This window comes from Mesorhizobium sp. M7A.F.Ca.MR.245.00.0.0 (assembly GCF_003997415.1).
Taxonomy (GTDB): Bacteria; Pseudomonadota; Alphaproteobacteria; order Rhizobiales; family Rhizobiaceae; genus Mesorhizobium.
Genome location: NZ_RZTE01000009.1, coordinates 3,053 through 17,480, shown reverse-complemented (window position 1 = coordinate 17,480; position 14,428 = coordinate 3,053). Strand labels below are relative to the sequence as shown.

At 60.3% G+C, this 14,428-nt stretch carries 15 protein-coding genes; 2 read left to right on the top strand and 13 right to left on the bottom strand.

Features of this window, described 5'->3' with window-relative positions; all coding sequences use genetic code 11:
* Nucleotides 1-110 precede the first annotated feature (110 nt).
* The 7 genes from EOB80_RS12310 to EOB80_RS12280 form a co-directional block, all read right to left on the bottom strand.
* On the bottom strand, nt 111-1,805 hold the full coding sequence (locus EOB80_RS12310; RefSeq protein ID WP_127327803.1) for a GMC family oxidoreductase N-terminal domain-containing protein: 1,695 nt from the start codon (nt 1,803-1,805) through the stop codon (nt 111-113).
* On the bottom strand, nt 1,802-2,599 hold the full coding sequence (locus tag EOB80_RS12305) for an ABC transporter permease (protein ID WP_127327802.1): 798 nt from the start codon (nt 2,597-2,599) through the stop codon (nt 1,802-1,804). Before EOB80_RS12305 ends, EOB80_RS12310 begins: the two co-directional genes overlap by 4 nt.
* A gap of 3 nt (nt 2,600-2,602) precedes the next feature.
* A complete protein-coding gene (locus EOB80_RS12300; protein ID WP_127327801.1) occupies nt 2,603-3,475 on the bottom strand; it encodes an ABC transporter permease in 873 nt (290 codons plus the stop codon).
* An 81-nt stretch (nt 3,476-3,556) separates the two neighbouring features.
* Nucleotides 3,557-4,597 carry an ABC transporter substrate-binding protein gene (locus EOB80_RS12295; RefSeq protein WP_127327800.1) on the bottom strand — a complete coding sequence of 347 codons (1,041 nt, stop codon included), beginning with the start codon at nt 4,595-4,597 and terminating at the stop codon, nt 3,557-3,559.
* 60 nt (nt 4,598-4,657) lie between these two features.
* Nucleotides 4,658-5,962, bottom strand: a complete 1,305-nt coding sequence (locus EOB80_RS12290; protein WP_206516804.1) for an FAD-binding oxidoreductase — start codon at nt 5,960-5,962, stop codon at nt 4,658-4,660.
* A gap of 3 nt (nt 5,963-5,965) precedes the next feature.
* Entirely contained in the window at nt 5,966-6,697 is a 732-nt protein-coding gene (locus EOB80_RS12285) for an HAD-IA family hydrolase (protein ID WP_127327798.1), read from the bottom strand.
* A 33-nt stretch (nt 6,698-6,730) separates the two neighbouring features.
* Nucleotides 6,731-7,822: an ABC transporter ATP-binding protein gene (locus tag EOB80_RS12280; RefSeq protein ID WP_127327797.1), complete on the bottom strand. Its 1,092-nt coding sequence runs from the start codon at nt 7,820-7,822 to the stop codon at nt 6,731-6,733.
* A 235-nt stretch (nt 7,823-8,057) separates the two neighbouring features.
* Between EOB80_RS12280 and EOB80_RS12275 the strand changes: the two genes are divergently transcribed.
* Entirely contained in the window at nt 8,058-9,023 is a 966-nt protein-coding gene (locus EOB80_RS12275; RefSeq protein WP_127327963.1) for a LysR family transcriptional regulator, read from the top strand.
* A 324-nt stretch (nt 9,024-9,347) separates the two neighbouring features.
* Here EOB80_RS12275 and EOB80_RS12270 read toward each other — a convergent pair whose 3' ends face one another.
* The gene (locus tag EOB80_RS12270) at nt 9,348-9,587 is read right to left on the bottom strand and encodes a helix-turn-helix transcriptional regulator (RefSeq protein WP_245466340.1); all 240 of its coding nucleotides are present in this window, start codon (nt 9,585-9,587) and stop codon (nt 9,348-9,350) included.
* A gap of 233 nt (nt 9,588-9,820) precedes the next feature.
* On the bottom strand, nt 9,821-10,057 hold the full coding sequence (locus tag EOB80_RS12265; RefSeq protein WP_127327796.1) for a helix-turn-helix domain-containing protein: 237 nt from the start codon (nt 10,055-10,057) through the stop codon (nt 9,821-9,823).
* A 148-nt stretch (nt 10,058-10,205) separates the two neighbouring features.
* On the opposite strand from EOB80_RS12265, the gene EOB80_RS35850 reads away from it, so the two are divergent.
* On the top strand, nt 10,206-10,736 hold the full coding sequence (locus EOB80_RS35850) for a helix-turn-helix transcriptional regulator (RefSeq protein WP_281057988.1): 531 nt from the start codon (nt 10,206-10,208) through the stop codon (nt 10,734-10,736).
* A 16-nt stretch (nt 10,737-10,752) separates the two neighbouring features.
* On the opposite strand, the gene EOB80_RS12255 is transcribed toward EOB80_RS35850, so the two are convergent.
* From EOB80_RS12255 to EOB80_RS12240, 4 genes are all read right to left on the bottom strand, one after another.
* On the bottom strand, nt 10,753-12,003 hold the full coding sequence (locus tag EOB80_RS12255; RefSeq protein ID WP_127327795.1) for a CapA family protein: 1,251 nt from the start codon (nt 12,001-12,003) through the stop codon (nt 10,753-10,755).
* 76 nt (nt 12,004-12,079) lie between these two features.
* On the bottom strand, nt 12,080-12,928 hold the full coding sequence (locus EOB80_RS12250) for a transporter substrate-binding domain-containing protein (RefSeq protein ID WP_127327794.1): 849 nt from the start codon (nt 12,926-12,928) through the stop codon (nt 12,080-12,082).
* A gap of 51 nt (nt 12,929-12,979) precedes the next feature.
* Nucleotides 12,980-13,729 (bottom strand): ABC transporter permease, encoded by a 750-nt coding sequence (locus tag EOB80_RS12245; RefSeq protein WP_127327793.1) that lies wholly within the window; start codon nt 13,727-13,729, stop codon nt 12,980-12,982.
* Between the two features lie 13 nt (nt 13,730-13,742).
* Nucleotides 13,743-14,402, bottom strand: coding sequence for an ABC transporter permease subunit (locus EOB80_RS12240; protein ID WP_127327792.1), 660 nt, complete (start codon nt 14,400-14,402; stop codon nt 13,743-13,745).
* Nucleotides 14,403-14,428: the final 26 nt, after the last annotated feature.

Sequence of the window (14,428 nt, the reverse complement as noted above, 5' to 3'; positions counted from 1 at the left end):
GCCTCTGGTCTGCACTGTGCTTCCTGGCGACGATCCCTATCGGCTCCATTGTCGACTCCGTTGCCTCGCTTCGCAGCCGGCATGCGTTGCCTTGGCCGTGACGGTTCCGTTCAGTTCGCAGCGTGGATCATGTCAGCAACGCGCTCGGCCATCATGATCGTCGGAATATTCGTGTTGGCGCATGGAATCGAGGGCATCAACGATGCATCGCAGACACGCAAACCTTCCGTTTGGTAAACCTTGCCGGAAGGCGACGTTACTGCCATTGGATCATCAGGCGTCCCCATGCGGCAGGTGCCGGAGGGATGCCAGGTTCCGGCGACATGCCGGGAAATGAATTCGGTCAGCGCGGTATCGTCCTTCAGCAATCCGCCCATGGTTGTCCCCATCGTAATCACGGAATGCACAAGACCTGCGCGCAGCGGCCCGGCTATGTCGAGCATTGCCGACAGGGCGCCCCGCTGCAGCGCATTCCAATGACCGGGAACGGCGACTTTCGCGACGCGCGGCGAGTAGCTGGAGGGGAAAACGGTGCCGCGAGCGCCGTCCATGGTCGGATCAAACAAGGTCTGCGCACCGAGCCGCAAAGCGCTCTTCAGCCGCTCAAGGTCGCGCTCGTCGCTGAGCATGCGAAAATCGACCTCCGGTTCCGCATGTGGATCGGCGCTGGAAAGACGCACAACTCCGCGCGAATAGGATTTGTTGACCCAGAAGAACAAGCTGCCCATGCGCAACCCAACGGAATGCCAGCCCGAGCGCGACAGGATGGCCGCATGCATGTCCCCGGCCGGCGTTCCCTCAAGGTTGGAGGAGAAACGCCAGACCGCCTGTTCGTGATGCTCGCCTTTGTCGCGCACCCGCATGTGGGAGGGAAGGAAGGCTGCAACGGCGATCGAGGGGTGCTCCATCAAGTTTCGTCCGACCCCGGATCTCGATGCCACAACAGGAATGCCGAGAGCCGCAAGCTCGTTGCCGGGCCCCACGCCGGATCGCAGCAGGAGTGCTGGCGAATGAATGGCGCCGGACGTCACGATCACCTCGCGGGCCATGATCGTCCCTGCGTGGTGCCCCGATATCTCGGCGCCGATTGCGCGGGCCCCATCGAAGAGGATGCGCGTTGCCATGCTGTCGGTCACGATTTTGAGGTTCGGCCGTTTGCGCACTTCGGGCCTCAGATAGGCGATGGACGTCGGCAGGCGGTCGCCCGCATCGCTGACCGCGATCGCGCCGCGAAAGGCGCCGTCCTGCCAAGGGCCGTTCTGGTCTGACTTGATCGGATGTCCCCGTGCCTCCAGCGTTTTCATCACGCGTGCGACGAAGGGTGAAATCTTTGCATCGCTGATGCGGCGGATGGTCAGCGGGCCATCCATGCCATGCAGCGGTCCTTGAAAATCCCTGTCTGCCTCGAGCTTCCTGAAGTAGGGCAGGCACTCCTCCCAGCCCCAGCCGGTGGCGCCCAGCGACACCCATTCGGCATAGTCGGAGGGCGCGCCGCGATTGGCCATCAGCGCGTTGATGGCCGAGCCGCCGCCGAGAAGTCTGGCCTGCTCATAGCGGCGCGACAGACGCGGCGCGCTGTTGGAGCGGGCGTACCCCATCATCGCGGTCAGGGAAGACCAGATGTTGCTTGTGTCGAGATAGGCGCGGCCGGGGTAGCGGCTGCGCACCGCCTCTGGAATGTCATCGGCGGATATGTTGCGTCCGGCTTCGACCAGCGTCACGGTGCGGTTTGGATCCTCCGACAGCCGTGCGGCAAGGACGCAGCCGGCCGAGCCGCCCCCAAGGATCAGATGATCGACGATCATCCGGCTTTCTCGGTGCGCCGCTTACTGCCGCGCGCGTTGATCGCCACCAGCATCAGCATGATGAAGGAAACGGCAGTCAAAAGCGAGCTGATGGCGGCGATTGTCGGGTCGATCTCGTCGCGCAGCGCCGTGAACATGCGCTTGGTCAGGGTCTGGTATTCACCGCCCGAGATGAACAGCGAAACCACCGTTTCGTCCATCGCGGAGATGAAGGCAAACAGCAGGCCCGAAATGACGCTGGGCCGGATCTGCGGCAAGGTGACGATGAAGAAGGTGCGCAGCCGATTCATGCCGAGGCTGCGCGAGACCATCTCTTGCGTATGGTCGAATTTGCGAAGGCCGACCAGCACCGAGGTGATCACATAGGGAAGTCCGAGCATGGTATTGGCGAGAATAAGGCCCGTCATGCTCGCCAGCAGCCCGATTTGCGCATAGACGAGAAAGACGCCGACGGCGGTGATGACGATGGGCACGACCAGCGGCAAAAGCAGGAGCAGCTGCAAGCTGCGCACCAGTTTCGACGATGTCATGTTGAGCGCATAGGCGGCGGCCGTCCCGAAAATCGTGGCCAGCACGGCGCTACTAACCGCGACGATCAGGCTGACGCGGGTCGCCTGCATCCAGGCGGCGCTGCTGAGGTATGCCTCATACCAGCGCAGCGACCAGGACGGCGGCGGGAAGGTCAGGAACCGGGCGCTTGAAAAGGACATCGGCACAATGATGACGATGGGTATGACCAGCCAGGCCAAAATAAGAGCAACGACGGCGTAAAGCAGGAGACTGGAAACGCGCATGCCTCACCTCGTTCCGATGATGCGTTCGAAGGGAATGAGAAGGCTTGCCAGCTTGAAGACGAGGAAGACGCAGATCATCAGGACGACGCTGATCGAAGAAGCAGCCCCCCATTCGTTGTAGACTTGGATGTTGCGCGATACGAGCATGGAAACCATGTAGGTGCGCCCGCCGCCGAGCAATTCTGGCGTGATGTAGAAGCCAAGCGTCAGCACGAAGACCAGAACCATGCCGGCAATCATGCCTGGCAGCGACAGCGGCAGGAAGACACGCAGAAAGACATGCATCGGGGATCCCCCGAGGCTTGAGCCGGCCATGACCAGCTCCTGCGGGATCTTCTTCATCGTGGCGTAGAGAGGCAGCACCATGAAGGGCAAAAGGATGTGAATGGTGGCAAGCACGGTGCCGAATTCATTGTTAACCAGCAACAGCGGGCTGTCGATCACTCCGGCACTTTTCAGCGCGGAATTGACGATGCCAGTGCGCTGCAAAAGGATCAGCCAGGCATAGGCGCGCACCAGAACGCTTGTCCAGAAGGGCAATAGGACCAGCGCCAGAACCACCATGCTCCAGCGCTGTGGAAGTCCCGCCGCCACATAGGCGACGGGATAGCCGAGCAGAACGGTTACCAGCGTGACGACAAAGGCGATGCGGAAGGTCTCCAGGAACGTCATCCAGTAGACGGAATCGGTTAGAAATCGCTGATAATTGACGATGGTGAAGCCACCATCCTGCCAGACCGACTGCCAGGCCAGCCAGCCGAGGGGCACGATCAGAAGCGCACCGACGACCAGCAGCGCGGGCGCCAGAAGCAGAAGCATCAGCCTCTGCTCGCTGCGCTCGTGATTGTCGGACGGGGTTGCTATCGCTGTCGTCATCAATGACCCTCCCAAGACGTCTTTGCGCTTTCTGATGCAGGTCGCTTCCCGCAGCCGCTGCGCACTTGCGGACGACATGCTTTACTGCTGGATAAAGGACGCCCAGCGCTTTTGCGCGTCTTCGCCAGCCTTCGAGCTCCACCATTCGTCGGACACCAGAACCTGTCTGGCGGCATTTTCGGGGGAACTTGGCATTTCAGCCGCGCGCTCGGGCGTGATCTTACCGGTCTTGTAGGCTTCCGGATTGCCCGGACCGTAATCGATATAGGCCGGGAAGTTCGCTTGAATATCCGGCGTCATCGCCGCGTTGATGAATTTGACCGCCGTGTCGAGGTTTGGCGCACCTTTCAGGATGCACAGCGAGGTATATTGAAGGAAGCCCTGATTGAATGTGTAGCTGACGGGGATGCCTTCCTTGGCGACTGCGGTGACGCGGCCGTTCCACGCCATTTCCATATCGACTTCGCGATCGGCCAGAAGCTGCGCCGACTGCGCGCCCGATGTCCACCAGACGGTGACATAAGGCTTGATTTCCTCGAGTTTCTTGAAGGCCCGATCGACATCCAGCGGATAGAGCTTGTCGGCCGGTACGCCATCCGCCAGCAGGGCCGCTTCGAGCGTTGCGAGCGGATGGTTGCGCAGCGCCCGCGTGCCCGGAAATTTCTTCACGTCCCAGAAATCAGCCCAGCTTTTCGGCGGATTGTCACCGAACTTGTCCTTGTTGTAGGCGAGCACGCTTGAATAGAATTCGTAGGCTACGGAATAAGGGCTCTTGTACTGCGCCGGCATCTTCTGTGCATTGGGGATCTTGGAAAAATCGAGCTTTTCGATCATGTCTTGCTGTCCGCCGCGAATGCAATCCTGCGTCGGCGTGTCGACGACGTCCCACACCGGCTTGCCGGTTGCCGTCTGGGTCTTGATGACGGGCCAGGCATCCGGCGCGCTGTCCTGGTTGATGGTGATGCCTAGCAGTGCGGCCACCGGGTCGAGGATAGCCTTGGTCTGGGCTTCTTGATAGGCGCCGCCTTGCGAGACGAACGTGATCTGTTCGGCCGACGCAAAACTGATGGAAAGACCGATGACTGAAGCGGAAAGCACGAGCGTGGAAAATTTCGGTATCATGTCCGTTCTCCTCTTGTTGGCAGGGTTTCAAACCCTGTTTTGACGCTTGAATGCTGGGTCTTAGCGCCCGATTGCATCGAGGAACTGGTAACATCCGGCGACAAGCCGGACAGCGGGTTCCCGGATGGGATAGAAAGGAACGGGTTTCAGCCGTTCCGAAGTCAAAAGCCCCAGATCCGGGCTTTCGCCGGCTACGATAGCGGCGACGTGTTTTCCCATATTGGAGGCCAGCGCCACGCCGGTGCCGTTGTACCCGACCGCATAGACGATCCGGTCATCAAGCCGGCCGGCATGAGGGATGCTGTCCATCGTCATCGCGACCAGACCGGACCAGCGATGGGTAACAGTTGCCTCGGCAAGCTCCGGGAACTGACGAACCATAGCCTTGTGCAAAGCCGTAAAAGCGCTTTGCGAATCCTTCTTGCCGAAGGCGCCACGCCCGCCATAGAGCAAGCGGTCTCCGGCCTTGCGGAACCAACGCATCATTCGCCGCGTCTCGGTGTAGCTGCGGTCCTTGGCCAGAAGATTGGCCCCGGTTGTGCCTGTCAGCGGTTCCGTGGCGATCATGGCCGAACGAAACGGGATGATCGAGGTACGCACGGCAGCGGTAGCCGGCGTCAGGTCAGAATAGGAATTGGTGGCGACCACCGCCTGTGCGGCGGTCACCGCACCGGAAGGCGTTTCCAACAGAACGCCCATCCCCTCGCGCTTGAGCCCCGTGACGGGCGTGTTATCGAAAATGTCGATGCCGGCCGCTTTAAGCCCGGCCGCGATGCCGAACACGAAATTAAGTGGATGGATGATGCCGCCGTGGGTGTTTAGCATGCCGCCGACGAAATCCCGAGATCCGGTTTCCGTCCCCATCTCCAAGCCTGTCAGAATAGAACAGGCCGGGTCGCCGAGTGCCTCGTGCAGCCACGCAGCTTCCTTTTTCAATCCTTCGAGCGAAACCGCATTGTGCGCGCATCGCAGCGATCCGGTCGAACGATAATCGGCCGACGCAATGTTGTAATCCTCCACCAGTTCGCCGACATGCTCGATCGCCTCGATGCCGAGATCGTGCATTCGTCGGGCGGCCTCCAAGCCGAACCGTTCGGAGATCTGCGAAAATGCGATGCGGAATTTTCCGGAAACCACGCCACCGTTGCGACCGCTGGCGCCCCAGCCGATGCGGTTCGCCTCGAGAACCACCGGTGACAGGCCTCGGCGAGCGAGATACCGGGCCGTTGATAGGCCGGTGTAGCCGCCACCGATAATCGCCACGTCGTAGTGGCGATCTCCTGGCAGTCTGCCGAAAACAGGCCGTGGACCAGCCGTCTCCTGCCAAAGCGAGTGGATATCGGGAAAGGGTGGGTGCGTGGTCATCACTCAGGCCGCGCTGGCGATCCTGTGGCCTGCGGCCAGATCCGCGTCCACGGCGTCCGCCAGTTGCTTTAGCGAGGAGAAATGGAAGTCGGGCCTGGTGAGCATCTTGGGTTCCGGTGTGCCGCCAAATCCTGCCTGGCCCTGACGTCGCTCGATCCAGCAGGTCGTGTAGCCAAGTTCCGTAGCGACGCCGATATCGTGATGCTGGCTCTGGGCCACGTGCAGGATTTCCGATTGCTTGTAGCCGGAGGCGGACTGACGGCCCTTGTTGAAGGCGAAAAACTGTGGATTGGGCTTGGCGCATCCGGCTTCATCACAGGTGACGCTGTCGTGGAAGGGACTGCCCAGGGTCGCCGAATAGGCCGAAAACGCCGTGCGATCGGCATTGGTCATCGCCACCAAGCGGAAGTTGCGACGCAACCGCGCCAAAGCCTCGACGGAATCGGAAAAGGCCGGCCACCGCAGGACCGCAAGTTGGAAGGCTTCCGCCGTTGCCTCCGCTCGGGCGAAGTCCATTTCCGTAGCCAGCGACAGATAGACATCCTTCATGGCGAAGGACGAGCGGCCGTAGAACTTGTCGCGGCCGCGCTTGTAGGATTCGAAAATCGCATCGTCGGAAGCAGCCTTTGCCTTTTCGCCGCCGAGCGCGCGAACGGCATTGAGCACGCCCGTTTCGAAATCGATCAATGTGCCGACGACATCGAAGGTCATGACCTTGAATTCACTGAGTTTCATGATGCGGTTTCCTTTTGGCAAGTCGGGGCGTTCTCAGGGGGCGTCCGGGACGACGATCGTGTCTTCGGGGTGTAGGGCTACCGTGATCGGTTCGCCGGGTTTCTTGAGGTGCAAGCGTCCGGCATGATTGCTGGGAAGCCTGAGGCTCAGCTCTCCGCCGGATGACAATTTCAGAAATACCCGGATGCTTTCGCCCTGGTAGAGCGTTTCGATCACCGTTCCCGAAAGCCTGTTCGACGCATGCGGCGCGTTGTCATCGGCGACCACAAGTTTTTCCGAATGCACCGCGAGAGACAGCGCCTTACCTTGGGGAACGCTGCGCGATGTGCGCAGCACGGCGTCGCCAAGCGTTACTGTATCGTTGCCGGCGCGCGTGACCGGCAAAAGGGTTGCTTCCCCGATGAAGCGCGCGACGAAGGAATCGGCGGGATGGTCGTGCAGCTGTTCGGGTGTGTCGATCTGGACGAAGCGACCTTTGTTCATGATGGCGACGCGATCGCTCATTGTCAGAGCTTCCCGCTGGTCGTGCGTGACATAGACGATCGTCGCGCCGAGCTTGCGGTGCAGCCGTTTCAGCTCGATCTGCATGGATTCGCGCAATTGCTTGTCGAGCGCCGACAGCGGTTCGTCCATCAAGATCAGCCGCGGCTCGAAAATGATGGCGCGGGCAAGTGCAACACGCTGGCGCTGCCCGCCGGACAGTTCGTGGACGCGCCGGTTCTCAAATCCGCCCAGTTCGACCATATCGAGCGCGCCTTGCAGCTTGTTGGCCCAGTTTGACTTCGGCAGGCGACGCGCGCGCAGCGGAAAGGTGATGTTTTCCCCGACGCTCATATGCGGGAAGAGAGCATAGTTCTGGAAGACGATTCCGATATCGCGTTTGTGCGGCGGCTCGAATGTAATATCGCGGGCGCCGAGCCAGATCGACCCGGATGTCGGTTGGACGAAGCCGCCAAGAACGCCCAGAAATGTCGTCTTCCCCGATCCAGACGGACCGAGAATGGAGACGAACTCGCCTGGAGCGACCTCGAGACTGACATTGTCCAGTGCGCGAAAATGTCCATAGCTCTTGCTGGCCGCGCGAATGGAAACGCCTACTCGATCTGCTTTTGTCGCATCAATCATATGATTCCACTACAAAATTCATCAGCAGCCCCTTGGTCTGGCGCATGCTGCATTCTTTGATGAGTAGAAGTCTGAAGGTATATTTCATGCCCGCACCTGCCACGTGCCGCATGGGTACACAGTCCATTTCTCTGAAATTTTCTTGAAGGTCTAACGCCTTCCATCATAGCCAGAAGACCAAAGAAAATGGGGCTTCGCAATTGAAAAAAAGTTCGGGCTTATGTTACATCGTGTAATGGAAAAATTGAGACGCTCCTTGCCATCCATGAATGGCCTCTTTACTTTCGAAGCCGCCGCTCGCTGCGGCAATTTTTCCAGGGCAGCGGAGGAGCTGAACGTGACGCCTGCGGCCGTCAGCCGTATGGTGGCAAGGCTGGAAGAGCATCTCGAGACGACGTTATTTGTGCGTCAACCCGGTGGTGTCCGCCTGACCGAATCTGGGCGGCTGCTGTTCGACGCGATCGCCAGAGGGTTTTCAGGGATCGAAAATGCCTTGCGCGAGATCGAGGATCGCCGCATCGGCATTCAAACGGTGTCCCTATCAGTATCGACCGGTTTCACCACCCACTGGATGATGCCGCGGATGGCCGACTTCAAAAAGGAGTTTCCGGCTGTCGATCTGCGGTTTCAACTGGTTATGGGAGCGCTTGCGGGGCCGGTGAATGATGTGGATCTCGGAATGCGCTTCGTCAATGGCTCGGACGAACGACACGAGGCCGTCTTCATCATGCCGGAAATTCTTATTCCCATCTGTAGCCCATCCTACATAGAAAGCCATGGTTCGGAGGCAACCCATGTGAAGCGGATGCCCGACACTACGATCAATCTCAGTGACGCACAGCCGAACTGGTCCGGTCTATTCTCGCCACTGAACAAGGGGGACGCTGTCAATTCGATGATCTTTTCCGACTATGCCATCGTCGTTCAGGCCGCCTTGCTCGGGCAAGGCGTGGCGCTCGGTTGGCTGAACGTCATTGCCCACTGGCTGCGGACGCGGGCTTTGGTGCCGGCGCGCGAACAGCTCATGATTACGGGCCGCCAGTGCCATCTCGTTCGCCTGCGCGACAAACCCGCGCGCCCGATCGTCGCGCAGGTTAGGGAATGGATGATTGGCGAACTAAATGCCGACATTGTCGCAGTTGATGCGCTTTATCCAACGCTGGGGCTGAAGTCGGCAGGCCTTTCAAAATCCGCTGGGTAATCGGGCCCAATGCATACGTTTCAGCATTCCTTTTGAAAGTTCCTTGATTCCCCGATCTGCTGTCGGATGAGGCGCTCCGACGCGGCGCAAGAGGCGATTGGAAATCAATGGTCACGCGGCTGCAGAGTTCATGGTTGTGCCTCGAAAGTCGCATAAATGGCAGTCTGGAATTGTAGCCCATTGGGTACCGAGCTCGTTCCAATTGAACCTACATAGCGGTTCGACTGCGTTGCTTCATCTCACCTATACGGATGGTCCCGGGCAAAGCGCCCCAAAGTTCGTGTAGGTTGGGCGAATCGCTTCGAAGCGTTGCGTTCTGATCCGCTAGCGCCGTTTGGCCAAGCGCACACCAGCACCGCCGCCATTCTCCGGAATGAATTCTATACCAGCAGCTTCGAGCGCTTCACGAATGGCACCGAGGTTGTTGCGATGTGGGACGCGCAAGCCTCTTTCGAAATCCACGACCGTAGCGCGCGAAACATTTGCTGATTGGGCCAGTTCAGCTTGGCTCCAGCCGAGCATCGCTCTGGCGCCTCTGCATTGCTCCACGGAAATTTGGCTCATCAAGCTAAAATCAGTCTTTTGGTTGACTTTGGTGCGAATGTCAGCTTAAATGACTGACGTTAGACAAATTGCTTGACGGGCTGATGATAGGCATCTGCCCAGGCTGACCACACCCAAGCTTCAGCGAGCTCGGATCATGGCTGATTCCGACAGTACCACGACTTTGCCTGTCGTCACCGCAGGAGATACCTTTGGCAAGTGCAACTGTGCGAGCCCTTCCGCCAACGGGACATTCAAGCACGAGGATCTAAGAGCCGTACACCTTCACCCTTTTGGCCAGCGGACAGGAATTCGACACCCGCTTTTATCAGAGCCGCCTCAATAGCCTGCAACGTGCTGATACGGGAATCGACCTTGCCGTTTTCCAACCGGGTTAGCGCATTCAGCGAGACAATGGCCTTGTCGGCAAGCTCCTGCTGCGACCAACCAAGCAAGGCCCTTGCGGCTCGAATCTGTCGTGGACTGACCATGAGTCCACAATCGGCAGGCGGATTTTCTTTGCCACCTATAGGGTTATTTTGAACCCTATAAGGTATATTAAATGGCGATTCGATCTGCAGGTGACCTCGGAGGAAGAGGCCCGGAGCGCGCGCGACAGACTCTCTATCCGGCTGACTAGTGGAGGATCGAAAGGCCTTGTTGAAACCGCAACGCACCGTCCTCCTTCGGACGGGGCCGAAGCCAAAGATCGACAGTGACCCTCATCCGGCCGATCAGCATGTCGGCAGGCAGATTGCGACGGTTCGCGTCCAATCCGACGTCTCGCAGGCGCAGCTTGCCCGATCCATAGGCATCAGTTTCCAGCAGCTCCAGAAGTACGAAAACGCGCGCAATCGCGTGAGCGCGTCGATGCTCTACGAGATCGCCAGCTCGTTGGGCGTTCCTGTCGGCCGCTTCTTCGCAGGCCTGCCGGGAAACGGTGAGACCCGCGTCGAGGCGCGGACCCTGCCGGTCGATGAGCGCCTGGATTTCATTGCCAGCGCGGAGGGCCGGCGCCTGATCGAGGGGCTTGTGAACCTTCCGCCGCGTGTGCGCGGTCGCGTCTCGTCCCTGATCGCAGCGTTAGGAGAAGAACTGGCCCTGCCAGACATAAAGGCGGATAGCGAGACGGCCGGCGAAGCCGCGCCTGCCGAATGCAAGACCGGCTGACGGCCGGTCGGGGCCGTCAGCCGAATTTTCGTGCGGGCAGGGCGATGCGGACGCAGGTCGAGGATACTTCGATCTCGACGCCGAACGCCCGCGAGCGGGTCGCGAATCCCTCCAGGATGTCTCGCGCTGCGGTTCCCGTGACGGCGACGGGCACCAGTCTGCCCGTTGCTGAGCCAAGGGACTGGGGGTCCGCGCCGATCGCTACGGGCAGGAGGTCTATTCCCGCTAGATTTCCGCTCCCATCATAGCGGCATGCGGCGACAATGCTTTGCCAGACTTCCGGGGGATTCCATTCGGTTTCTTCGGGGTGGACGTGGAAAAGGAAGTTGCCGAGGCCGTAGAAGATCGGCGCGCCATTGTAGATTTCCACGGCCTGCAGCACCGGAGCGCCGTGGCTGACGAAAAGGTTGGCGCCGGCGTCGATGCACATCCGGGCAAAGGTCTGCACCCAGCGCGGCACGTCCTGCCAACCTGGTTCCCAGTGATGGTGGTGCAGATAGGCAATGACGAAATCGCCTTGTGCCGCCGCATGCCGGATGGCGGACAGATGGACACTCGCGCTCCGCTGATCGACTTCGACCAGACGGCCGAAATCGGCGGCTTGCGTGAACACGGTGCCGTAGAAATTGATCTCCTTGTCGGCCGACACCGCCACAGGATCCTCCGGCTGCGCATAGTTGGCCAGTTCAAAAGGGGAGCTTTGCAAATGAGCGCCCAACCTTGCCAGTCTGCGGAAATGTCCGTCCGGCACCCCCATCTTGCGAACGGTGGTCAGACGATTGACGCCGGGCCGAGCCGGCCGGAAGGCCGTGCGGTCTTCGGCATACATGTTGGTCGGGCCAGGGCCTGCATCCATCGCGAGAAGCGCGACCTGGCTCGCGCCCAGGCGGCGGCCGCCCGGTTTCCTCGCGTCTGTCTCGTCGGCTCCGATGCCGGCATGGAGGAAGCCGCGCGCTTCCACTTCCTCCAGCGTCGAGAGGATGCCGTCGGCGCCGAGATCGAAGGCGTGGTTGTTTGCGAGCGCAAGCGCGTTGAAACCGATGGCCTGCAACGCGTCGAGCACTTCAGCCCTGGAATAGCCGAAGTATTTGCCCTTGGTCGGCCAGCCGCCGTGCTTGCCCAGGATCGTCGACTCGAAGTTGGTGAAGACGACGTCGCCTTGGCGCAGGAAGTCCGTAACGGCGATGAAGCGTTCGTCTTTGACGTCACGGATGTCGTGCGTGATCAGGGATTGGCCGGTGACGACCGCGCAGAACTGGTCTTTCATGGAACTCGCCTTGAAGGAGGGGAGGGCGCTGGCGTTCCGCGCCTGCGCCCCGTCAATGTCGAAGTCGGGTGCCCGCCTATTGCGAGAGGGCAGGCGAGATGTCGCTCTTGAACCATTTCAGGCTCAGCGCCTTGATCGTCCCATCCTTGGTGGCGGCGGCGATGGCTGCGTTGAACTTGGCGAGCAACTCGGTATCGTTCTTTCGCATGCCGGCGCCGACGCCAGGCCCCCAGAGCCCGCCCTTCAGTTCCGGCCCGAAAAACACCGCATCCGAACCGGAAGGCGTCTCCAGAAAATCCCGCCAGGTGAAATAGTCGGCGAGGCCGCCGTCGATGCGACCCGCGGCCAGGTCGAGCTTCAAATTGTCCAGGCTGTCGTAGCTGCGGATGGTCACGACATCGCCCAGGATTTCCTTCACGACGGCTTCCGAATTCGACGAGCGCAAGGCCCCGATCGCCTTGCCGGCGAGCGTCGACCTGAGGCGTTCAAGGGTCGCCTTTTCCTTGTCCCCGATGGTCGAAAGGTTGACCTTCTCCTTGGTGTCGCCGGCGTCGAGACCCAGCTCCTTGCGCACCACGAACTGGTTGAAGCCGGCGGCGTAGGGGATCGAGAACGCGATCGACTGCTTGCGTTTCTCCGTAATCGCCATGCCGGACATGATCACGTCGAACTTGCCGACGAGCAGCGCCGGGATGATACCGTCCCAATCCTGCGGGACGAAGGTACATTTGATCTCGATGCGACGGCAAAGCTCCAGTCCGACATCGATATCGTAACCGTAGAGCTGACCGTTCGCGTCGGTACCGTCCCAGGGCGGGGAGGCGCCTTCAGTGGCAATCACTATGACGCTCTTGCTTTGGGCGCTGGCAGGAAATGCCGACATCAGGGATGCGATGGAAACAGCAATAGCCAGGGGTATGCGCATGATGCACCTCTTCGTTGGTTGGATGGAAAGGGCTGCCGAAAGACCCGCGGGTCAGGGCAGGGGCGTCGTGGTCTCAGGGTCAGGCAATGGAGGGCGCAATCGCGGCTTTCGTCGACGCACGCGATGGCCGTCGGTCGACAGTCGCCGTTCCAGGAACTGGATCGCTTTCACCGCGATCGAGGTGAGCGATAGGTAGATCGCTCCGGCGACGATGAAGATCTCGTAAGGCGCGAACGTCGTCGAAACCATCTGTCTCGCCATGCCGGTGATCTCGAGCAGCGTCACGGTGCTCGCCAGGGACGAACCCTTGATCATCCCCACGACCTCGTTGCCGTAGGCCGGAAGCGATATCCTGAAAGCGATCGGGAAGGTGACCAGGCGAGCGATCTGGAAGCGCTTCAAGCCGAGAGACGTGGCCGCCTCGGTGACACCCTTGGGCACCGACTGGAGACCGCGGCACAGGATCTCGGTGGTGTGTGCCGCGCTGTTCAGCGAAAATGTCAGAAGGGCGCACCAGAAAGGATCGCGCAGGATCACCCAGAAGATGCTGGTTCGCACGGCCTCGATCTGACCGAGGCCGTAGTAGAGCAGGAAGAGCTGAACCAGCATCGGCGTGCCGCGGATCACATAGGTGTATGCGAGCACCGCGAGCGAGAGGCCGGGACGTCCGAACGCGCGCATGAAGGCGAGCGGCACGGACAGAACAAATCCGGCCGTCAGCGACGAGACCGTCAGGGTCAAGGTGAGGCCAATGCCCGAAGGCAGGACAACCATGGCGTCAAACATCAAGCCGAGATTCATGCGGCGGTCCCTCCTACCGGTCGGGGGCCGGATAGCGTCGCTCAGCCAGCCGGATCGACAACAGCGTGACGGTGGTCAGCGAGAGATAGAGAGCGGAGGCCGCAAGGTAGAAGGTCAACGGTGCGCGCAAGGACCCGGCCCCCACATACGCCACGCGCATGATATCGGTCAGTCCGACGATCGAAACCAGCGCGGTATCCTTGAAGAGCGAAATCCAGAGATTGCCATAGGCAGGCAGCGCCAGCCGCAGCATCTGCGGTCCGATGACGAACATCCAGCGCTGCCAGGCGTTCAGCCCAAGCGATTTTGCCGCTTCGGTTTGACCCGCTGGCACTGCCGCAATGGCACCGCGGAACACTTCGGTGGCATAACCGCTGAAGACGACCGAGAGCGCGATAACGCCTGCGGTGAATGCATTCACTTCCACATACCGGCCGGCGATCTTGCTGGCGAGCGTGGTTCCGCCGAAGTAGATGAGCAGGATAATGAGAAGTTCTGGTACACCACGGACAACCGTGGTGTAGGCCGTCACGACACGGTTGAGGCGCGGTTGTGCCGTGCCCTTCGAAATCGCCAGAAACAACCCAAATGCCGTACCCAGGCAGCCGCTGACAAGGGCCAGGCCTATGGTCACGGTGAGTGCGATAACAAACTGAGTAGTAAAACCACCCATGGGGCGCTTTCCTCGACTCGCAATAC